The organism is Streptomyces sp. ISL-43 (assembly GCF_018614195.1).
Lineage (GTDB): Bacteria > Actinomycetota > Actinomycetes > Streptomycetales > Streptomycetaceae > Streptomyces.
On record NZ_JAGGOT010000011.1, the window covers coordinates 75,877 to 96,700 of the forward strand.

Sequence of the window (20,824 nt, forward strand, 5' to 3'; positions counted from 1 at the left end):
CCCGGGCGCCACCCGGCCCGTCGAAGCCCGGGCCGCGCCCGACCGACCCCCGCCGCGCCGGGCCGACACAGCCCCGCCGGCGTGTGAGGCGCGGGGTCCGGGGCGGAGCCCCGGAGAGGCGGGCACAGCGCCGGGTCGGGGTCAGGGTCGGGGTCAGGGGACCGGCTGCAGGCGGGACGTGAACTCGCGGACCGAGGGTTCCTCCCGGTAGGGGTCCAGGCGGGAGCGGAAGTCCTCCAGGTACACCGCCCCGCGGTGCGAGCGGATCCCCGACAGGACGTCCGCCGCCTGCGCAGCGGTCTGGCAGGCGGCTTCGACCTCCCGTTGCTGCACCCGCGCCGCCGCCAGCAGCAGCATGCCGATCGCGCGGCGCCGCGCCTTCGTCGCCGGCAGGTCCCGCAGCGCCTCCTCCGCCCGCTTCACCGCCGCTTCCGCCTGGCCCAGGTCGCGGTGGCAGTGCGCCAGCTCGTCCGACAGGTACGCCTGGTCGAAGTGCCGGATCCACGCCGGGTCGTCACCCGACTCCGGTTCCGCCCGTTCCAGCGCCGTCACCGCCCGCGAGGACAGCACCGCCGTGGCCCGGGTGTCGCCCATCAGCGCGTGCCCCCGCGCCTCCGCCGCGTAGAACATCGCCTCCACGCGCGGCGTGACCTGCCCCCGCGTCCCCTCCTGCGCGGCCCGCGCGAGCTGCGCGATCTCCCGCGGGTTGCCCAGCTCGGCGGCGAGGTGGCTCATGGACGCCGCCAGTACGTAGCCGCCGTACGCGCGGTCGCCCGCCGCCTGGGCCAGGCGCAGGGCCTGGATGTAGTAGCGCTGCGCGAGCCCCGGCTGGCCCGTGTCCACGGCCATGTAGCCCGCCAGTTCCGTGAGCCGGGCGACCGCCGCGAACAGCGCGCGGCCCACGGGCTCCCGGTATGAGCCGCCGATCAGCCCGGAGACCACCGAGTTGAGGTAGTGCACGACGACCGGCCGCACGTGCCCGCTGCCGAAGCGGTGGTCGAGGTCCTTGAGCGCCTCGGTGGTCGCCTGGACGGCCTCCACGTCCGACATCCCCACGCGCGAGCCGCCGCTGCGGGCGACCTGCGCGTCGGCCCCGGTGATCAGCCAGTCCCGGCTCGGCTCGACCAGCGCGGAGGAGGCCACGCTCGACGCGGACAGGAAGTCGCGGCGCCCCACGTCGCTGCGCCACAGCTCGCAGACCTGCTCGATGGCACCGACGACGGTCGGGGAGAACTGCAGGCCGACGCCGGAGGCGAGGTTCTTGCCGTTGGCCATGCCGATCTCGTCGATGGTGACGGTCCGGCCGAGTTTGCGCCCGAGCGCCTCGGCGATGATGCCGGGTGCCCGGCCGCGCGGCTGCTGGCCGCGCAGCCAGCGGGCCACGGACGTCTTGTCGTAGCGGAGGTCGAGGCCGTGCTCGGCCCCGCACATGTTGACGCGCCGGGCGAGCCCGGCATTGGAGCACCCGGCTTCCTGGATGAGCGCCTGCAGCCGTTCGTTCGGCTGGCGGGCGACGAGAGGCCTGGCTGCCATGAAAACCCCCAGTGGCCGCGGGTGATCGTTGGAATGATCACTTCCCGCCTGATGTGCGGGGAATCTTCCCCATTGCGTCGTGTCGCTACCCACCTCCGGCGCCCCGGCCTCCCACGCGCCCCCCGCGATGCACCGATGCGCCCCGTATGCAGGATCGATGCTCCGCTCCCCGGCGGGTTTACGCCCGTAACCCCCGGTGACCGCAAGAGTTGTGTTGCACGTGGAAAAGACCATCGGAGTCACGGAGACCGCGCCCATCCCCCTGCAGCGCAGTGAGCCGCTGCTGGACCATGCCGTGCGGTACACGGAAGAACGGCACTGGGACGTCTTCGCCGGCGCCTGGCTGGAGTCCGTAGACGGGCGGGAGCAGTGCTCGTGCGGGGCGGCGGACTGCCCGGCGCCCGGTGCGCACCCGGCGGTGAAGGACTGGACTTCGCATGCCTCGGGCAGCGCCGTGCAGGTCCGCCGGCTCTGGGGCAAGAACCCGAAGGCCTCCATCCTGCTGCCGACCGGCCGGACCTTCGACGCGCTCGACGTGCCCGACGCGGCCGGCTTCCTGGCCCTGGCCCGGCTCCAGCGCATGCAGCGCACCCTCGGACCGGTCATCGCCACCCCCGCCGGCCGGATGCTGTTCTTCGTCCTGCCGGGCGCCGGGACGAAGGTGCCGGACCTGCTGCGCAAGATCGGCTGGCAGCCGTCCCAACTCGACCTGGCCGCACGGGGCGAGGGCGAGTACGTCGCCGCGCCCCCGACCCGGATCGGCGGGCGCGGCTCGGTGCAGTGGGCGCAGCCGCCGACGGCCGCGAACCGGTGGCTGCCCGACGTGGAGGAGCTGATCGACGCGCTCGCCTACGCGTGCGGCCGCGAGGCGGCGGCGGAGCGGGCCCGGCGCAGCGCCTAGGTCGTCTCTCGGATCTCGCCGGGCCCGCGGTGCCTGGTCCCCGCCCCGGAGAGACCCCGCGGTCCCGGCGGGCGGGCGCGCCCCGCCCGCCGGGAAACACATGACATACGTAACTGCTCTGCCCTCCACCCCTCCTCCTATGGTGAGAAAAGCAGGACACGGGGAACAGAACGAGAGGCAGGCGCATGCCGGACCAGGGCGTTGCGACGAGTGGGACCGACGGTACGGATGGCGGTGCGCGATCCGCGCCGTCCGCCGCGGCCGCCGTGCGGGTAGAGGGTCTGTGGAAGCGGTTCGGCGACCAGGTGGCCGTCGCGGGGATCGATCTGGTGCTGCCCGCCGGGCAGTTCATCGGCCTGGTCGGGCCGAACGGCGCCGGAAAGACGACGACGCTGTCGATGGTGACCGGGCTGCTGCGCCCGGACATGGGCCGGGTGATCGTCGCCGGGCACGACGTGTGGGCGGACCCGGTCGAGGTGAAGTCCCGGATCGGCGTACTACCCGAGGGGCTGCGGCTCTTCGAGCGGCTCTCGGGGCGCGAACTGCTCGGCTACATGGGCCGGCTGCGGGGGCTGACGGGCCCGGAGACGGACAGCCGGGCCACGCAGCTGCTGGACGTCATGGACCTGGCCGGTTCGCAGAACAAGCTGATCGTCGACTACTCCACGGGCATGCGGAAGAAGATCGGCCTGGCGGCCGCGCTGCTGCACAACCCCGAAGTGCTGTTCCTGGACGAGCCGTTCGAGGGCGTCGACCCGGTGTCCGCGCAGACCATCCGCGGAGTGCTGGAACGTTACACCTCCTCCGGGGCCACGGTCGTCTTCTCCTCCCACGTCATGGAGCTCGTCGAGTCGCTGTGCGACTGGGTGGCCGTCATGGCCGCGGGCCGCATCCGGGCCGCGGGCCCGCTGGCCGACGTACGGGGCGACGCGCCCTCGCTGCAGGCCGCGTTCCTGGAACTGGTCGGGGCACAGGGCCGGGCCACGGGCGAGTCGCTGGACTGGCTCGGAGGCGGCGCGGGCGCGAACGGCGCGGGCAACGAGGCAGGCGTCCGATGAACACCTCAGCACCCGTGGGAACGGCAACGGGACCGGGACCGGGATCGGGATCGGGATCGGGATCCGCATCGGTCATGTCGGCCCCGCCGGCAGGCACCGGCTCCGCCGTCGCCTCTGTCCCCCTCACCCCGATCTTCGTCCGCCTCAAACTCTCCCTCCTCCGCAACGGCCTCAAGGGCTCTTCCAAGCGCAAGGCCGCCTACTTCGGCGCCCTCGCCTTCGCCCTCGTCGTCGCCTTCTTCGTCACGCTCAGCCTCGCCCTGCTGCGCGGGAACGCTCACGCGAGCGCGGTCGTCGTCCTGCTGGCGGCGGTCCTCGCCCTCGGCTGGACCTTCATGCCGCTGTTCTTCCCCACGGGCGACGAGACGCTCGACCCGAGCCGGCTGGTCATGCTGCCGCTGCGCCCGCGTCCGCTCGTACGGGCCCTGCTGGCCTCCTCCCTCGTCGGCGTCGGGCCGCTGTTCACGCTGTGCCTGGCCGTCGGCTCGGCCATCGCCCTCGCCCGGGGCGCCGCGGGCGTGGTGGCCGCCGTACTGGCCGTGCCGCTCCTGCTGCTCTGCTGCGTCGCACTCGCCCGGGCGGTGGCGACGGCCAACGTACGGCTGCTGACCAGCCGCAAGGGGCGCGACCTCGCGCTGCTCAGCGGCCTGCTGATCGCGGTGGGCGCACAGGTGGCGAACTTCGCCGGCCAGCGGCTGTTCCAGAACGGCGGCCTGGAGAAGCTCGAGCCGGCCGAGGCCGTCGTCCGCTGGCTGCCGCCCGCGACGGCCGTCGGCATGGTCGACTCCGCCGGCGAGGGCTCGTACGCCGTCGCGGCGGCCCAACTGGCCGTCACGGTCGCCGCCCTGGTCCTGCTGCTCCGCTTCTGGGAGCGCGGCCTGACCAAGCTCATGGTCACCCCGGACGGCTCGACGATCGCGGCGGCCAAGCCGGAGAAAGCCCCGAGCGCGAGCGGTGGCCGCTGGTCCCCGCTCCCCGACAACCGGACGGGCGCGGCCATGCAGCGCACGCTGCGCTACATCGTCCGCGACCCGAAGACCAAGGCGGCGTGGGTGTCGGCCCTGGCGATCGGCCTGATCATCCCGGTCGCCAACGCCCTGCAGGGCAGCGGCTCGGTGTACCTGGCCTGCTTCGGGACGGGCATGCTCGGCGTCCAGACGTACAACCAGTTCGGGCAGGACACCTCGGCGTTCTGGATGGTCGCGCAGACCATCTCCAACACCCGCGACGCGTACGGGGAACTGCGCGCCCGCACCCTGGCCATCGCGCTCGTCACCATCCCGTACACGGTCCTCGTCACGGTGGTGACGGCCGCCCTGGTCGGCGACTGGACCGGTTTCCCGGCCGCGCTGGGCCTGGCGCTGGCCCTGCTCGGCTCGATGCTCTGCACGGGAGCCGTGGCCTCGGCCCGCTTCCCGTACTCCATCCCGACGGACGGCGCCTTCAAGAACGTCGCCCCGGGGCAGGGCGCCCTGGCGTGGATGGGCTTCTTCGGCGGGCTGGTCGCCTCGGCGGTGATCTGCGCCCCGGTGATCGCCCTGACCGTGTACCTGAACGTCGCGGAACACCAGTCGCTCGCCTGGATCCTGCTCCCCCTGGGCGTGGTCTGGGGAACGCTGGCCGCCTGGGCTGGCCTGCGCCTCGCGGCCCCGACGGTGGCGCGCAGGCTCCCGGAGATCCTGCTGGCGGTCAGCAAGGGCTGACGCGCGGTCGGCCGGACCTGGCGGAGGCAGGCGGTGATCACCGCCGGTGATCACGATCCGGGCCGCAGCCCAGGGACCACGGAAGACGTCCCGGAGAGGGCCGCGTCGGCCTCGGCGAGGGCCGACGCGCCCGCGCTCAGGGAGTCGTAGACGAAGTGGACGGTGGCCCCGTCGATGCCGCAGTACTCCGAGATCCCGACCCTCAGGAGGCGGTTCACCGGCTCGTCCCAGCCCAGCTCCTTGAACTTCGCCTCCGGGTAGCTCACCAGCGGTATCCAGACCATCCGCTTGCCCTTCAGGGCCGGAAGGCGGCGGCCGTAGGCGAAGCCGTTGTTCCAGACCCGGTCGATCCAGCCCTTCAGGATGGCCGGCAGGCCGAACCACCAGAGCGGGAAGACCACCACGAGCAGGTCGGCGGCGGCGATCCGGGCCATGTGCGCCCGGGTCCCGGCGGAGTACTCCTTGCCCGGGTCCGACCAGTCCGGCTCGTCCTCGGGTCCCATGCGGGGGTCGAAGCCCTCGGCGTGCAGATCGAGTACGTCGACCGTGTGGCCGTCGGCCTCCAGGCGGGCCACGGCGCGGCGGGCCAGCTGGGCGGTGAGGGAGTCGGTGCGGGGGTGGGCCACGACCACCAGGGCGGCGCTCATCGGGCGTCGACCGAGTCGGTGGTGGCGGCGGTGGCGGTAGCCCAGTCGGTAGCGGCGGCCGAGTCGGTGGCGGTGACGGTGGCGGAGTCGGCCGTAGAGGAAGCCGGGAATGCCGGTTCCAGGCGGACCAGCATCTTGCCGGTGTTCGCGCCGCGCATCATGCCGAGGAAGGCCTCCGGGGCGTGTTCGATGCCGTCCACGACCGTCTCCTCCGTGTACAGGCTGCCGTCCGCCAGCCATCCCGCCGCCCGGCCGATCCACTCCGGGAACAGGTCGAAGTGGCTGGAGACGAGCATCCCGCGCAGGGTGACCTCGCGGGCGGCGGCCTGGAAGAGGTTGTCCGGGCCCACCGCCGGCGCGGTGGCGTTGTAGCCGCTGATCGCACCGACCATGGCGATCCGTCCGCCCTGGCGCATCGCGCCGATCGCGGCCTGGAGGTGGTCACCGCCGACCGCGTCGAGGTAGACGTCGATGCCCTCGGGGGCCGCCTCGGCGAGCTGGCCGGCCAGGTCGCCCCGGCGGTAGTCGACGGCGGCGTCGTAGCCGAAGCGGTCCAGCAGTTTCCGCGTCTTGAGCGGGCCGCCCGCCGAGCCGATCACCCGGGATGCGCCCAGGCGGCGCGCCAGCTGCCCGGCGACGCTGCCGACCGCGCCCGCCGCCGCCGAGACGAAGACGACGTCCCCCTCCTTCACCGGGGCGGTGCGGGTCAGCGCCGCGTACGCCGTCAGACCCGTGGTGCCCAGCGGGCCGAGGTACGAGGACCGCGACGCGATCGCGGGGTCCACGACGGTGGCGGCGGCCGCGTCGAGGACCGCGTACTCCCGCCAGCCGAGGAAGTGCGAGACGGTCGCCCCGACCGGCACCGACGCGGCGCGGGAGGCGACGACCTCGCCGATCGCGCTGCCTTCGAGGGCCGTGCCGAGGGCGAAGGGCGGGATGTAGGAGGGTGCGTGGTCCATCCGGCCGCGCATGTACGGGTCCACGGACATCCAGGTGTTGCGGACGAGGACCTGCCCCTCGGCGGGCTCCGGGACCTCGGTGGCGACCAGGGCGAAGTGGTGCGGGCCCGGCTCGCCCACGGGGCGGGCGGCGAGGCGGATCTCACGGGAGACGGGGGCGGGGGCCGTCGCGGGGGCCGTCGCGGGGGTGGTGGCGGTGCTGGTCATCAGGCTCTGCCTTCCGGTTGCCGTGGCCGCTCGGTCGCGGTCACAGGAACACCATGTCCGGGGCCGCGCACGGGTCACGCACGGTCCGCGCACGGGCCTCGAACCCTCCGCCCACGCCGTGCCGACGGACCCGAAGTAACGTTGGCGCATGCGTTTCGAGGTGCTGGGGCCAGTGACCGTACGGACCGACGACGGGACCCCCGTCCCCGTGCCGGAAGCGAAGGTACGGGCCCTGCTCACCGCCCTCCTCGTACGCGACGGGCGGCCCGTGCCGGTGGACCGGCTGATCGACGACCTGTGGGGCGACGCGGGCGGCGACGCCCCCGGCAACCCCGGCAACACCCTCCAGACCAAGGTCTCCCAGCTCCGCCGGACCCTCGCCAAGGCCGAGGACGGCGCCCGCGCCCTGGTCGCTTACGGTCCGGCGGGCTACGCCCTGGACGTACCGGCGCGGGCCGTGGACGCCGGGCGGTTCGCGGAACTGGCGGCGGCCGCGCGTGAGGAGGCGGAGCCGCGCCCCAAGGCGGAGATCCTGACGCGGGCGCTCGGGCTGTGGCACGGGGAGGCCTACGCGGACTTCCGGGACGCGGAGTTCACCCGGGCGGCGATCGCCCGGCTGGAGGAGCAGCGGATCACGGCGTACGAGGACCTGGCCGAGGCCCGGCTCGCACTCGGCGAACACCGGGAACTCGCTGATGAGTTGGCCGGCCCCGCCGCACAGCACCCGCTGCGCCAGCGGCTGCGCGGCAGCCAGATGCGGGCCCTGTACCGCGCCGGGCGGCAGAACGAGGCGCTCGCCGTCTACGGGGAACTGCGCGAGCTGTTCGCCGAGGAACTCGGCATCGACCCCGGTGCGGAGCTCGCGGCCCTCCACGAGGCGATCCTGCGGCAGGACCCCGAACTCGCGGGGGCCGCAGGACGGATGGGGTCGGCAGGTGGCGCCGAGCGCGCGGAGCCTCGTACGCCCCGCATCCGGCCCCACGCCGGCGGCCTGCCCGCCCCCGTCAGCTCGCTCGTGGGCCGCGAGGAGGCCGTCGCCCGGGTGTGCGCGGCGCTCGCGGCCGGCCGGCTGGTGACGCTCACCGGGCCCGGCGGGGTCGGAAAGACGCGGCTCGCGCTCGCCGCCGCGGCGCGCCTGGAGGAGGCCTACCCGGACGGGGTGTGGTTCGTGGAACTCGCCGGAGCACACGGCGGGTTGGTGTCCGAGACAGTGGCCGCCGCGATCGGGCTGCGCGAGGACGACGCGGTGGGCGGCTCCCTCGAGGAGCGGCTCGCCGAAGCGTTGCGGCGGCGCACGGCACTGCTCGTACTCGACAACTGCGAACACGTCCTCCCGGCCGCCGCCGCCCTCGCCGAGCGGCTGCTGCGCCACGCCCCCGGCCTGCGCGTCCTCGCCACCAGCCAGGAGCCGCTCGCGCTGGCGGGCGAGGTGCTCGAAGCCGTCGCGCCGCTCGCGGAGCAGCAGGCCATGGAGCTGTTCGCGGCCCGCGCGGCCGCCGCCGCCCCCGGCTTCGCCCTCGGGCCCGGAACCGCCGAGGCCGTCGCGCTCATCTGCCGTCGGCTGGACGGGATTCCGCTCGCGCTGGAGCTGGCCGCGACCCGGGTGCGGGTGCTGGGGGTGGAGGCGCTGGCGGAGCGCCTCCACGACCGGTTCCGGCTGCTCAACCAGGTGCGGCGGGACGCCCCCGCCCGACAGCGCACGCTGCGCGCGGTGATCGACTGGAGCTGGGAGCTGCTGTCTCCGGCGGAGGCGACGGTGCTGCGCCGGCTGGCCGTGTTCGCGGGCGGGTTCACGCTGGAGGCGGCCGAGGAGGTGTGCGCGGGCGGGGAAGTACCGGCCGAGGAGGTCCTCGACCTGGCCACACGGCTGGTGGACTGCTCGCTGGTGGTCGCGGCGTACGGGCACTCCGCGCACGGGGGCTCGCGCCTCAGGCTGCTGGAGTCGGTCGCGGCGTACGGGCTGGAGCGGCTGGACGCGGCCGGCGAGACGGCGGCGACCCGGCAGCGGCACGCGGAGTACTACACCGGGTTCGCCGAGCGCGCGGCGGAGCGGCTGCACGGACCCGAACAGGGCGAATGGCTGCGGCGGCTCGACCGGGAGGGCCTCAACGCGCGGGCCGCGCTGGAGCACGCGGGTCGTGGCGAGCTGGGGCGGCGGCTGGTCGAGGCGCAGTCCTGGTACTGGTTCCTGCGCGGCCGCGTCAGGGAGGCCGCGGAGGCCACCGGCGCGGCGGGGGCCGCGGTCCGGCACGCCGCGTTCGCGCTGCTCGGCGGCGACGACAGCGAGCTGGGCCGGGACTTCTCCGGAGCCGACCTCCGGGGGCGGTGGCTGCTGGCCTACGCGCGGCTCGGCTTCGGTTCCGGGCTCCCCGACGGCGAACTCGTCCTGCTCCCCGGGCTGTTCCGCGAAGCCGGCGACCGGTGGGGCGAAGCCGTCGCGCTGCTCACGCTCGGGACGCGGGCGCTCTACGACGGCGACCTCGTGGAGCTGCGCCGCAACGCGGTGGCGGCCGCGGCCATGTTCGCCGCGCTCGGTGACCGGTGGGGGCAGTTGCAGGCCTCCGAGCAGCTCGGCGTCCTCGCCGAGGTGACCGGGGACTACGCGGCGGCGGCGCGGCTGCACGAGGACGGCGTACGGGACGCGCAGGAGCTGGAGTTGTGGACGCACGCCTCCTTCCGGCTGGCCCGGCAGGGGCGGATCGCGCTGCTGACCGGCGATGCGGGGCGCGCGGCCGAGCTGCACGAGCGGGCCCTGCGGCTGGCGGTGGAGCAGAGCCACCGCCCGGCGGAGCAGTTCGCGGAACTCGGGCTGGCCCTGGGCGCGCGGCGCGGCGGCGACCTGGACGGCGCCGAGGCCCGGCTGCGGCCGTGGCTCGGCTGGAACCGGCGGCTCGGGGTGGACTCCGGGGCGGCGCTGATCCTGGCGGAGCTCGGGTAGGTGGCGGAATTGCGGGGCGACCCGGCCGCTGCGGAGTCCCTCCACCGCGAAGGCCTCGCGGCGGCCCTGCGTACGGGGGACCCGCGCGCGCTCGCCATGGCCCTGGAAGGCCTGGCGGGCATACTCCCGCCCGCCCGGGCGGCATCCCTCCTCGGCACGGCCACGGCCCTGCGCGCCTCGGTGGGCACCCCGCTCCCGGCGGCGGAGCGCGCCGACACCGACCGGGCGACGGCCCGAGCCCGCACGGCTCTGGGCGCCGAGGCCTTCGCCGCCGCCTTCACGGCGGGCGAGGCCCTTCCCCCGGCGGAACAGCTCGCGCTCCTGGACGCCCGGCCCTGACCCGCCGGGCGGGGCACTGTCCTCTGACATCGAAGTTGGATCGTTTGCCACTGAAGTTGGACTGATCAGGCAGTCGTGGCGAGTCGTTCCTCGAGGGAGTACGCAGCGCGCCTCAGCCGCGTGACCGAATCGCCGACACCGCGTGCAGCCGGAGCCGTCGGGTACAAGGAGCGCACACCCCGCGCTCCCCGGCGTGGACTGCGGCCACGGTGCACGCGAGCCCGCGAAGCACATGAGTCCACCGCCTGATGGCACCGTGCCTAGGTACGACCGCAGGAGGAGCCCCGCTACCTTCCGCGGTCACAAAGCGGCCTTCACCTGGCGTGCTCGATTGCGACTCCGGTTGCACAGGCAAGATGCCTGGATGCGACTCTGGTCGCAAGGGACATGCCTCAGATTGCGACTCCGGTCGCATGCGATCACGACCCGGGACCGATGTGGCATCCCGTGCCCCGCCCCGAGGATGGCCGGGTGACCGAGATCATCGCGGGGCTGTACATGTCCCCTCTGGAACTTCTTGCCTTGCTGGGTGGCGTCGCACTGGTGGTGGCGCGCTGGCTTCCCCCCGCTGCCCGCCCACGCGTCACGATCGCGGCGGGAGCGATTCTCGTACTGTCCGCGATCGTGCTGAGTGTGGTGGGGATCCGCTGGCAGATGCTGCCGGTGCTGGCAGGCGCTGCCGTCGCGTTGCCGTTCGCCCTCTCTCCCCTGCTGCGACGCCGTACCGGCCGGCCGACGTGGCGGGCCCGATGGTGGCTGGCGTTGCCGGGGTCGGTGGCCTGCATCGGCCTGATTGCCACGGGTCCGGTGGCCGCATGGGCCTTCCCCGTACCCGTGTTCCCCGAGCCGTCCGGCCGTTTCGCGGTCGGCACCCGCGTGGAGCAGTGGACCGACCAACGCCGCCCCGAGAGCTTCACCGCCGATCCGCACGACCGGCGCACGGTCGTGGTCCAGCTCTGGTATCCCGCGCAAAAGAGCCCCGCAGGCGCGCAGCGGGCCCAGTACCTCGGACGCACGGAGCACGAGGCGCGCACCGTTTCCGATGCCCTCGCCCGCCAGGTTGGCTTGCCTGGCTTCCTGGTCGACGGCGTCCCGCGTGCCCACACCCATGCGGTCTTCAACGCCCCGGTGGCCGGTGGGGGCGAACGGTTCCCGGTCGTGCTGTTCTCTCCCGGGTCGGGCGGAGTGCGTACCCAGAACACCGCCTGGGCGGAGGAACTGGCCAGCCACGGCTATGTGGTCGCCGCCCTCGACCACCCGTACGACTCCGCCGCCGTCGTCCTCGCCGACGGCCGAACGATCCACACCGAGATCGCCTCCACCGGAGACCGGGACAAGGACGACAGGCTGGCGGTTGACTGGACGGCTGTTCGGGCCGCAGACCTCGGCTTCGTCCTCACCCAGCTGGACCATCTGGACCGGGGTGAGATGACCGGCCCGCTGACCGGACGCCTGGACACCAGTCGGGTCGCGGTCACCGGCCACTCCATGGGTGGCGCCGCCGCTCTGCAAGCAGCCCGGCAGGACCACCGGTTCGACGCCGTCATCGATCTGGACGGCTACCCCCACGGCCCCACCTCCCCGTCCCTCCACCAGCCGACACTCGCGCTCACCCAGGCCATCACCCCCGGAACCGACCCGCACTACATACCCCGCCTCACCGAGGCCCTCAAGCTCAGCACCGCGACGAGCTACCGGCTCACCATCCCCGGCGCCGCACACCTCACCTTCATGGACGGCCCCCTGTACCTGCCGCCTGTGCCCTCGATCGTCGGCTCCCTGGACCGAACCGAGAGCCCGCACGTCGTCGCAGCAACCACTCTCGCCTTCCTGGACACCACCCTGCGGCACAAACCCGGTGACCTGGCCCGCGTTCTGTCTGCCTACGGCGACCTCAGCGTCTACGACCCGGACAACAGCCGCTGATCAGCTGTGCCACGGCAGCCGAGGCATCCGCAACGCCATCCTGGGCTGGTCCCAGGCCGACCCGATCTCCGCCCCGGCTGCAACTGCTGAGGCTGAACCGAAGCCACCGGGGCGAAGGTCCCGGCGAGCGCACATACCCAGGGACATCTGCCGTCCAAGATCGATGACATGAACCAGCCGGTGATCCATCTTCAATGGCAATCCGTCCAGGTCTCCTGTCACAGGACAGGCACCCGGCAGGGGCGGGGCACCCGGCGGGGGCGGGCCCTTCTTTCCCGTCACGCCCCGCCGTCACGAACGGCCGTCACACCCTGTCGTCACGACCCGCCGTCACGCCGAGGTCTTGATGCCGCTGAGGAAGGGCTCGACCGCCTCGCGCCAGGCGGTCGGCTGGTCGTAGTGGAGGTAGTGGCCGGCGTCGGGGATCTCCGCGTACTGGCCGGCGGGAAGGACGCGGACCATCTCCTGCGCCTCCGCGCGGCCCAGCTCGCCGTCCAGGCCGCGGACGACCAGGGTCGGGCAGCGGACCTGGGCGAGTTCCTCCCAGTGCGCGTCGTGGACCCACGTCTCGCGCGCGGTCAGCATCTGGCGGCGCGAGAACAGCGGGCGCCAGCCGTCGTCGGCCTCGTGCATCACCTCGGCGAAGAACGCCCCGCGGCCGGGATCCGGGCGCTCGACACGCGGATCGTCCTCGCCGAACCAGCGCCGGGCGGCGTCCTGCGTGGGGAACGGCAGGGGCCAGCGGCGGAACCAGTCCTCCCACTCCTGCTGCGAGGCCTCCCCGAGGGCCGACGCCCGCATGTCGCAGATCACCAGGGCCGCGACGAGGTCGGGGCGCCGGGCCGCGAGCTGCCAGGCCGTGAGCGCGCCCATGGAGTGGCCGATCAGGGCCACGGGGGCGAGGCCGAGCTGCTCGATGACGGCTTCGGCATCGGCCACGAAGGCCTCCCGCGCATAGGAGGTGGAGCTTCCGGATCCGGCCGGGGGACGCTCGCTCTGGCCGTGACCGCGCTGGTCGAAGGCCACCACGCGGCGGCTCGCGCCGAGCCAGCGGGCGGTGCCGGCCCAGTGGAAGGCGCGGCCCATCAGGCCGTGGAGTAAGAGGGCCGCGGGCTCCTCCGGCGACTCCGCGGCCGCCGACCGGAACTCCCAGGCGGCCAGGCGCACGCCATCGGCCCCTGTCACATCGAAGCGCTGTACCACCGCGGATGCACCCCCTTCGCTCTCGGCCACAGTATCGAACCCCCATTCGAAAACGGGGTTCTGGCCGACAACACCGCTCTTTCGAGTGACCTTGCTCAAGGATTGGCCGGCGCTGCCGATGGAGATCCTTTCAACAGGGAGGCGGGCCGCTCGGGGAAGACGGTCCGAAGGGGATGACCTTGAGAGCTCGGGGCTCCAGGTCAGACAGGGGAGGACTGGTCCCGGCGCCGCGAGGCGCCGGGACCACCCACATCCATACCCATCCGCACCGCTCCACGCCGACCGACACCGGCGGGATTCGCTCGCAGAGGCGACCCGACCGAACGCATGTGCGTCAGCGCCCTGTTTCAGGCCGTCAGCGCCCTTCGGCGACCCCCAGCACCCCCACGGCGACCCTCAGCGCTTGGCCACGAACACGTGCGAGGCGATCTCCACCGCCAGCTCCGCCGCCTCGCCACCGCTGCCGACGAGCACACCGCCCGGCGACTCGGTCACGCTCACCACCGAGCCGGGCTGCACGCCGGCCCGCCGCAGCGTGTACATCAGCTGCGCGTCCGTCTGGATCGGCTCGCCGATCCGGCGGATGACGACGGTCTTGCCCTCGGCACCCGGGTCGAGCTCGGCCAGGCTGACCATGCCCTCCTCCAGGAACGGGTCCGCCTCGGCCTTCTCCCCCAGCTCCTCGAGACCCGGGATCGGGTTGCCGTACGGCGACTCGGTCGGGTGACGCAGCAGCTCCAGCACCCGCCGCTCCACCGCCTCGCTCATCACGTGCTCCCAGCGGCAGGCCTCGGCGTGCACCTGCTCCCACTCCAGGCCGATGACGTCGACGAGCAGGCACTCCGCGAGGCGGTGCTTGCGCATCACGCGCGTCGCCAGCCGCCGCCCCTCCTCGGTGAGCTCCAGGTGCCGGTCGCTTGCGACGGCCACCAGGCCGTCCCGCTCCATCCGCGCCACCGTCTGGCTCACCGTCGGGCCGCTCTGGTCGAGCCGCTCGGCGATACGGGCGCGCATGGGGACCACACCTTCCTCTTCCAGCTCGAGGATGGTGCGGAGATACATCTCCGTGGTATCGATCAGTCCGGACATTCGTGCCCCTCGGATTGCGTGCGCTGGCCCTGCCCCCAATTCTGACGCATCAGGCCGACAACCGTCCCGTACCGGAGGGCAAGGGCCGTTCCGGAGTGCCCGAAACCCGCCTCGGGACCTCTCGGCGTCTCGCATTCCGGATGCCGCCGGGCCTTTCGCGCCGTGGATTGACGTTCGTATTGACACGCCCTTGGTCCAGACCGCACGGTGAGCGGCGGACACGGACGACAACCTCACCCCAACTCCCACCCGGAAGGCCATCGGCGTATGAGCGAGAGCAAGCTGGCCGGTCAGTTCTTCGACGCCGCGATCGGCCTGCTGGAGCGGGTACGGGACGAGGAGTCCGCGCGCATCGGCGAGGCCGGCACGGTCATCGCGGACGCCGTCGCCGCCGGGAACAAGCTCTTCGCCTTCGGCGCCGGGCACTCCTCGCTCCCCGCCCAGGACGTCGTGTACAGGGCCGGCGGACTCGCCCTGATGAACTTCCTCGCCGTCCCCGGCACCGCGGGCATCGACGTCATGCCGGCCACCCTCGGCAGCGCCCTGGAGCGCGTCGACGGCCTCGCCGGAGCGGTCCTGGACAGCAGCCCGGCCTCCGACGGCGACGTCCTCGTGATCATCTCCCTCTCCGGGCGCAACGCCCTGCCGGTCGAGATGGCCATGAACGCCCGCGCGATCGGCCTCAAGGTCATCGGCGTGACCTCGGTCGCCTACGCCACGGAGACCAAGTCGCGCCACGTCTCCGGCACCTTCCTCAAGGACCACTGCGACATCGTCCTCGACAGCAAGATCGCGGTCGGCGACGCCGAGCTCACCCTCGACGGCATCGAGGCCCCCTTCGCCCCCGCCTCCACCGTCGTGACCAGCGCGATCATGCAGGCGGTCATGGCCGCCGCGGCCGGCGAACTCGCGGCCCGCGGCGTCGAGCCGCCGCTGCTGCGCTCGGGCAACGTCGACGGCGGCCACGAGTGGAACGGCCGCGTCATGCAGGAGTACGGCGACCGGATCTTCTTCCGCCACTAGGCCCTCCCCTTCCGGTCCGGGCCGGGCGCCGCCGGACCCGCGGCACCCGGACCCGCGGCACCCGGACCCGCGCCCGCCAGGTCCAGGTCGGCCGCGACCCGGGCCGCCACCTCCTCCGCGTACGCCGCGTCCGCCCGCTCGAAGGCGGCCCGCGAGGGCCCGCGCAGGAACGTCAGCGTCCCCAGGCTCCGCCCCCGGCTGCGCAGCACCGTGCACAGCACGTGCGCCGCGCCCTCCGGCCATCGCCGGGCCCGCGCCCATTCCGCCGCGGCCCCGCCGAGCGGCGCGCTGGTGCGCACCGACCCGGTCCGGTCCAGCGCCTGCAGCACCGGGTGCCCGGGCTCGTACCGCACGGGGATCGCCCCGGGCTCGGGCAGCCCCGGCAGGCCCGGCGGGGACGCCGCCCAGCGCAGCAGCCGCGCGCGCCCCGGTTCCAGTACGTCGAGCAGCGCGTGCTCGGCGAAGCCCGCCAGCGCGAACTCCAGCCGTACGACCGCCGCCTCCGCCGGGTCCTCGCACTCGGCGGCGGCCCGCCCGGCCCGGTACAGCTGGTGGGACCGGAACCGCAGCTGCGCCGTGTCCAGCTGCTCCTGCCGGGCCTCGGTGACGTCCTGGAACAGCAGGGCGACGCCGAGCGGTACGGGTTCCTCCGCGAGCGGCGAGGCGAGGCGCAGGAACCCGCAGCGCCAGCACCGCCGGCGCACGCCCTCGGGGGTGCGTACGCAGACCCACAGCTCCACGGGTGCCGGGGGCGCGCCCTCGGCCAGTACGTGCTGCAGCGCCCCCTCCAGCTCCTCCACGCCCTGCGCCAGCAGCTCCCCCAGCGGCCGGCCGAGCAGGGCGGTGCGCCCGGAGCCGAAGGCGCGGGCGGCGTGCGCGTTGACGACGGCCGGGCGCAGGTCCACGTCGACGAGCACGACGCCCCAGGAGGCGTCGTCCATCAGCGCCTCGCTCAGGGCGATGGACCGCTCCAGGTCGATCTGCGCGTGCACCTCGCTGAAGGCGCAGTACACCCCGGCCGGTTTCCCGCCGGCGCCCGGCACCCCGGCGGACTGGGTCCGTACGAGCACCCTCCCGCCGTCCTTGGTGAGCAGCGCGAACTCGTGCACCTGGCGCCCCCGCACGTCCTGGGCGGACATGAGTCTGTCCTGCACGTCCTGCGCGTCGGCGGCCCGTACGGCCCACCCCGCGAACCCCTTGCGCCCCACGGCCTCGCCCGCGGTCCACCCCAGGATCCGCTCGGCCTCGCGGTTCCAGTGGGTGATCACGCCGTCGGCGTCGAACGCGCACAAGGCGGCGTCCATCCCGTCCAACAGCGCTGCGAGCAGATCGTCGGCGGTCTCGCTACGTCCGGAAGCAGTCACCTGGGCCCCCTGCAGGTGTTCGCGTGTGCGGCACGTCACGCAATTGAACTGGAACGTGACGCAGCCCACACCCACTTCCCGCAATCCTCCCGGTATGTCCCTACGTGACGACCTTCCCCCGGATGACGGACGCCCCGATTAAATGGGTTGAGGCCCCTCGGGGGCGGTCGTAGGCTCGGCCGTACACAAGAAGGGAGGTGGTTTTCGAAATGTACGGAAACCGGACGCGTGAGGTGGCTGCGGGCTAAAGCGCCCGTCGTCGCACGCACCCAGTGCGGTGCCTGGCGGGATGCCTGGCGCCAATCCACAGCAGTCACCCGACCCGCGGGCTCGCCGGTACGTCCGGCCGGCTTCTCCCACTGCAGGGGAGAGACCCGAGCCCGCGGGTCGTCTGCGTTTTCGGCCGCCGGTCGGGGCGACGGCTCAGGGTGCCGGCCGCCCTCCCCGGTCAGCGCCGCGCGGCTACGGGCAGAGGCGTTCCACTCGCCATTCGCCGGCCTCCAGGACGTACTTCAGGCGGTCGTGCAGGCGGTTCTCGTGGCCCTGCCAGAACTCCAGCGCGTCCGGGACGACCCGGATGCCGCCCCACTGCGGCGGGACCGGGACCTGTTCGCCCTCCGGGTAGCGGGCCTCCAGCTCCGCGTAGCGCCGGTCGAGCTCGGCGCGCGAGGCGATGACCGTCGACTGTTCGCTGGCCCAGGCGCCCAGCTGCGAGCCGTGCGGGCGGGAGCGGAAGTACGCGGCCGTCTCGTCGCGGCCGATGCGGGAGGCGGTGCCGGTCACGATGACCTGGCGGGCGACCTGGTGCCAGGGGAAGAGCAGGCAGACGTACGGGTTGGCGGCGATCTCGCGGCCCTTGCGGGAGTCGTAGTTCGTGAAGAAGACGAACCCCCGCCCGTCGAACTGCTTCAGCAGCACCGTGCGGGAGCTGGGGCGGCCGTCGGGCGTCGCCGTCGAGACGATCACGGCGTTGGGCTCGAAGACGTGCGCCTCGACCGCGTCCTTGAACCAGTCGGCGAACTGGCCCATGGGGTCCTCGGCGAGGCTCTCCTCGGCGACGAGGTGGGAGCGGTACTGCTTGCGCATGACGGCGGGGTCATGGTGCTGATCGGTCACGCGGCCATCCTCCCCCAGCGGACGCGGAAGGGGTGTGCCGTATGTCACGCTTCCCCGCGCCTTGCGGAACGGACAAAATCTTGGGGCCGGTCCGACGGTTCCACAGGGGTGACCATCGGCCGTGCCGGGCATCAACGGGGATGACCGCGCCGGACCGCGAATCACGCCGGGAGCCGCGCGTGTTCGCACTATCTGAGGAGCTGCCTGATGTCCGACTTCGTACCCGGGCTCGAGGGAGTCGTCGCGTTCGAAACGGAGATCGCCGAACCCGACAAGGAAGGCGGGTCTCTGCGCTACCGGGGCGTCGACATCGAAGACCTCGTGGGCCACGTCTCCTTCGGGAACGTCTGGGGTCTGCTGGTCGACGGTGCCTTCAACCCCGGCCTGCCGGCCGCCGAGCCCTTCCCGATCCCGGTGCACTCCGGTGACATCCGGGTCGACGTGCAGTCGGCGCTCGCCATGCTCGCCCCCGTGTGGGGTCTGAAACCGCTGCTCGACATCGACGAGCGGACCGCTCGCGACGATCTCGCGCGCGCCGCCGTGATGGCACTGTCGTACGTCGCCCAGTCCGCCCGCGGGCAGGGCCGGCCGATGGTCCCGCAGAGCGAGATCGACAAGGCCGAGTCCGTGGTCGAGCGGTTCATGATCCGCTGGCGCGGCGAGCCCGACCCGAAGCACGTCAAGGCCGTCGACGCGTACTGGACCTCGGCCGCCGAGCACGGGATGAACGCCTCCACGTTCACCGCCCGGGTGATCGCCTCGACCGGTGCGGACGTCGCCGCCGCGCTCTCCGGTGCCGTCGGCGCCATGTCCGGGCCGCTGCACGGCGGGGCGCCGTCGCGCGTCCTCGGCATGATCGAGGACATCGAGCGCACCGGCGACGCCGTGGCCTACGTGAAGAAGGCCCTGGACAAGGGCGAGCGGCTGATGGGCTTCGGCCACCGCGTCTACCGCGCCGAGGACCCGCGCGCCCGCGTGCTGCGGCGCACGGCCAAGGAGCTGGACGCCCCGCGCTACGAGGTCGCGGCCGCGCTGGAGAAGGCCGCGCTGGAGGAGCTGCACGCGCGGCGCCCCGACCGGGTGCTCGCGACCAACGTGGAGTTCTGGGCCGCGATCATGCTGGACTTCGCGGAGGTCCCGGCGCACATGTTCACCTCGATGTTCACGTGCGCCCGTACCGCCGGCTGGTCGGCGCACATCCTGGAGCAGAAGCGCACGGGCCGCCTGGTGCGCCCCTCGGCCCGCTACATCGGGCCGGGCGTGCGCAAGCCGAGCGGGATCGAGGGCTACTCCGACATCACGGACCTGTCGCGGACCAACTGATCCGGACCGACTGATCCGCACGGACTGATCCGAGCTCGCCGGCTGCCCCCGCACAGGGCCGCCGTGAGACCAGGGCGCCGCATCCCCGACGGGGTGTGGCGCTCCTTCATGTGAGGACCGCGTCCAGGATCCGGGCCCACTGGGCTACGACGCGGGCCCGGCGGGCGGTGTCGTCGGTGAGGACGTTGGCCAGGCCCAGCCCTCGGGCCATGTCGAGGAGGCCCTGCACGGTCTCCCGTACGCCGGGTACGGACTCGTCCGCGCCCAGCAGTTCCACGGCGATGCGGTGGGTCTCGCGGCCGACGCGGGCTTCCAGCTCGGTGACCCGGGGGCGCAGCTGCTCCTCGTTGGAGGCGGCGACCCACAGCTGGAGGGCGGCGCGGAAGAGCACGCCCGTGTACATGTCGACGAGGGCTTCGACGACGGCCGGGCGCGCCGCCGGGCCGGCCTGGAAGAGCTCGCGCAGGGCGGTGGAGCGTTCCTCGGCCACGTACTCGACGGCGGCGGTGAACAGGTCCTCGCGGGTCGGGAAGTGGTGCTGGGCGGCGCCCCGCGAGACCCCGGCGCGTTCCGCGACGACGGAGACGGTGGAGCCGGCCCAGCCGTGTTCCGCCAGGCAGGAGACGGCCGCCTCCAGCAGGTGGCGGCGGGTGACCCGGCTGCGGGCCTGCTTGGGGGCGTTCGTCGTGGTCAACGCAGCCATGACGGGTCCCGGCGCTCGAAGCGGGCGGTGATGCCCTCGCGGGCCTCGGCGGAGGCGAAGTGGCGGGCGGACAGCTCGGTGAGCGCGGCCCCGTCCTGCTCCAGGGCGGCCCGTACGGGGGCGGTGAGCAGCTGTTTCGTCGCTGCCAGCGCCTGCGGTCCGGCCTTGCGCAGGCCGTCGAGGACGGGCACGAGGATCTTGTCGACGTCCTCGCCGTGCAGGGTGAGCAGGCCGATGCGGGTGGCTTCGGCGGCGTCGAAGGCTTCAGCGGTCAGGAAGTAGCGGGCGGCCGCGCGGGGGTCCAGGCGGGGCAGCAGGGGTGCGGAGATGACGGCCGGGACGACGCCGAGGTGGGTCTCGGTGAAGGCGTACGTGGACGCGGGGCCGGCGGCGGCGATGTCGCAGGCTCCGAGGAGGCCGAGGCCGCCCGCGCGGACGTGGCCCGTGACGCGGGCGACGACGGGCTTGGGGAGTTCGGCGATCTCGCGGAGCAGGGCGAGGAAGTCGGCCGGGTCGCAGGGGGACTTGAGGTCCGCGCCGGCGCAGAAGGTGTTGCCGGTGTGGGTGAGGACGACGACTGCGGCGGGCTTGGCTCCGGCCGCGACGGCCAGGGCCTCGCGGAGCTCTGCGACCAGGGCGGCGGAGAGTGCGTTGCGGTTGGCCGGGGAGTCCAGGGTGAGGGTGGTGATGCCGTTCGCTCGCGCGGCTTGGACCAGTGGGGGCATGTCTCCTCCGGAGGGGGGTCTGGTGGGCGGGGGCCCCTCTGGGGAGGGTATGTGGGGTGCGTTTGTG

General features: G+C 73.5%; 17 protein-coding genes. 8 read left to right on the top strand and 9 right to left on the bottom strand.

What is annotated here, in order from left to right; genetic code table 11:
• Positions 1–153: 153 nt before the first annotated feature.
• Positions 154–1,533 carry a transcriptional regulator gene (locus J7F03_RS07105; protein WP_214947796.1) on the bottom strand — a complete coding sequence of 460 codons (1,380 nt, stop codon included), beginning with the start codon at positions 1,531–1,533 and terminating at the stop codon, positions 154–156.
• A 220-nt stretch (positions 1,534–1,753) separates the two neighbouring features.
• Here J7F03_RS07105 and J7F03_RS07110 point away from each other — a divergent pair, with 220 nt between their 5' ends.
• The 3 genes from J7F03_RS07110 to J7F03_RS07120 all read left to right on the top strand — a co-directional run bounded on the left by J7F03_RS07110 (position 1,754) and on the right by J7F03_RS07120 (position 5,195).
• A complete protein-coding gene (locus J7F03_RS07110) occupies positions 1,754–2,434 on the top strand; it encodes a bifunctional DNA primase/polymerase (RefSeq protein ID WP_214947797.1) in 681 nt (226 codons plus the stop codon).
• A gap of 185 nt (positions 2,435–2,619) precedes the next feature.
• The gene (locus tag J7F03_RS07115) at positions 2,620–3,492 is read left to right on the top strand and encodes an ABC transporter ATP-binding protein (RefSeq protein WP_214947798.1); all 873 of its coding nucleotides are present in this window, start codon (positions 2,620–2,622) and stop codon (positions 3,490–3,492) included.
• Between the two features lie 74 nt (positions 3,493–3,566).
• Entirely contained in the window at positions 3,567–5,195 is a 1,629-nt protein-coding gene (locus J7F03_RS07120; protein WP_214947799.1) for a transporter, read from the top strand.
• A gap of 50 nt (positions 5,196–5,245) precedes the next feature.
• Here the strand turns inward: J7F03_RS07120 and J7F03_RS07125 are convergent, their stop codons facing one another.
• Positions 5,246–5,842, bottom strand: coding sequence for an NAD(P)H oxidoreductase (locus tag J7F03_RS07125; RefSeq protein ID WP_214947800.1), 597 nt, complete (start codon positions 5,840–5,842; stop codon positions 5,246–5,248).
• The gene (locus J7F03_RS07130) at positions 5,839–7,008 is read right to left on the bottom strand and encodes an NADP-dependent oxidoreductase (RefSeq protein WP_214947801.1); all 1,170 of its coding nucleotides are present in this window, start codon (positions 7,006–7,008) and stop codon (positions 5,839–5,841) included. Before J7F03_RS07130 ends, J7F03_RS07125 begins: the two co-directional genes overlap by 4 nt.
• Before the next feature lie 148 nt (positions 7,009–7,156).
• Between J7F03_RS07130 and J7F03_RS07135 the strand changes: the two genes are divergently transcribed.
• The 3 genes from J7F03_RS07135 to J7F03_RS07140 all read left to right on the top strand — a co-directional run bounded on the left by J7F03_RS07135 (position 7,157) and on the right by J7F03_RS07140 (position 12,211).
• A complete protein-coding gene (locus tag J7F03_RS07135) occupies positions 7,157–9,946 on the top strand; it encodes a BTAD domain-containing putative transcriptional regulator (RefSeq protein WP_308379198.1) in 2,790 nt (929 codons plus the stop codon).
• Positions 9,947–10,285 (top strand): hypothetical protein, encoded by a 339-nt coding sequence (locus J7F03_RS42290; protein WP_308379199.1) that lies wholly within the window; start codon positions 9,947–9,949, stop codon positions 10,283–10,285.
• A 435-nt stretch (positions 10,286–10,720) separates the two neighbouring features.
• Positions 10,721–12,211, top strand: coding sequence for a dienelactone hydrolase family protein (locus tag J7F03_RS07140; protein WP_214947802.1), 1,491 nt, complete (start codon positions 10,721–10,723; stop codon positions 12,209–12,211).
• Positions 12,212–12,541: 330 nt separating this feature from the next.
• On the opposite strand, the gene J7F03_RS07145 is transcribed toward J7F03_RS07140, so the two are convergent.
• Together J7F03_RS07145 and J7F03_RS07150 are read right to left on the bottom strand one after the other, a co-directional pair.
• Complete coding sequence (locus J7F03_RS07145) at positions 12,542–13,414, bottom strand: alpha/beta fold hydrolase (RefSeq protein ID WP_214947803.1); 873 nt, start codon at positions 13,412–13,414, stop codon at positions 12,542–12,544.
• Positions 13,415–13,810: 396 nt separating this feature from the next.
• A complete protein-coding gene (locus J7F03_RS07150; RefSeq protein WP_214947804.1) occupies positions 13,811–14,503 on the bottom strand; it encodes a metal-dependent transcriptional regulator in 693 nt (230 codons plus the stop codon).
• A 267-nt stretch (positions 14,504–14,770) separates the two neighbouring features.
• Here J7F03_RS07150 and J7F03_RS07155 point away from each other — a divergent pair, with 267 nt between their 5' ends.
• Positions 14,771–15,526, top strand: coding sequence for an SIS domain-containing protein (locus tag J7F03_RS07155; protein ID WP_214947805.1), 756 nt, complete (start codon positions 14,771–14,773; stop codon positions 15,524–15,526).
• On the opposite strand, the gene J7F03_RS07160 is transcribed toward J7F03_RS07155, so the two are convergent.
• Entirely contained in the window at positions 15,523–16,890 is a 1,368-nt protein-coding gene (locus J7F03_RS07160) for a PAS domain-containing protein (protein WP_214947806.1), read from the bottom strand. The genes J7F03_RS07155 and J7F03_RS07160 overlap by 4 nt on opposite strands.
• 462 nt (positions 16,891–17,352) lie before the next feature.
• Complete coding sequence (gene pdxH / locus J7F03_RS07165) at positions 17,353–17,976, bottom strand: pyridoxamine 5'-phosphate oxidase (protein ID WP_251071555.1); 624 nt, start codon at positions 17,974–17,976, stop codon at positions 17,353–17,355.
• 237 nt (positions 17,977–18,213) lie between these two features.
• Between pdxH and J7F03_RS07170 the strand changes: the two genes are divergently transcribed.
• Positions 18,214–19,329, top strand: coding sequence for a citrate synthase 2 (locus J7F03_RS07170; protein ID WP_214947808.1), 1,116 nt, complete (start codon positions 18,214–18,216; stop codon positions 19,327–19,329).
• Positions 19,330–19,435: 106 nt separating this feature from the next.
• Here the strand turns inward: J7F03_RS07170 and J7F03_RS07175 are convergent, their stop codons facing one another.
• Both J7F03_RS07175 and J7F03_RS07180 read right to left on the bottom strand, forming a co-directional pair.
• Positions 19,436–20,032, bottom strand: coding sequence for a TetR/AcrR family transcriptional regulator (locus tag J7F03_RS07175; protein WP_214947809.1), 597 nt, complete (start codon positions 20,030–20,032; stop codon positions 19,436–19,438).
• Complete coding sequence (locus J7F03_RS07180) at positions 20,020–20,757, bottom strand: enoyl-CoA hydratase family protein (RefSeq protein ID WP_214947810.1); 738 nt, start codon at positions 20,755–20,757, stop codon at positions 20,020–20,022. Before J7F03_RS07180 ends, J7F03_RS07175 begins: the two co-directional genes overlap by 13 nt.
• Positions 20,758–20,824 lie beyond the last annotated feature (67 nt).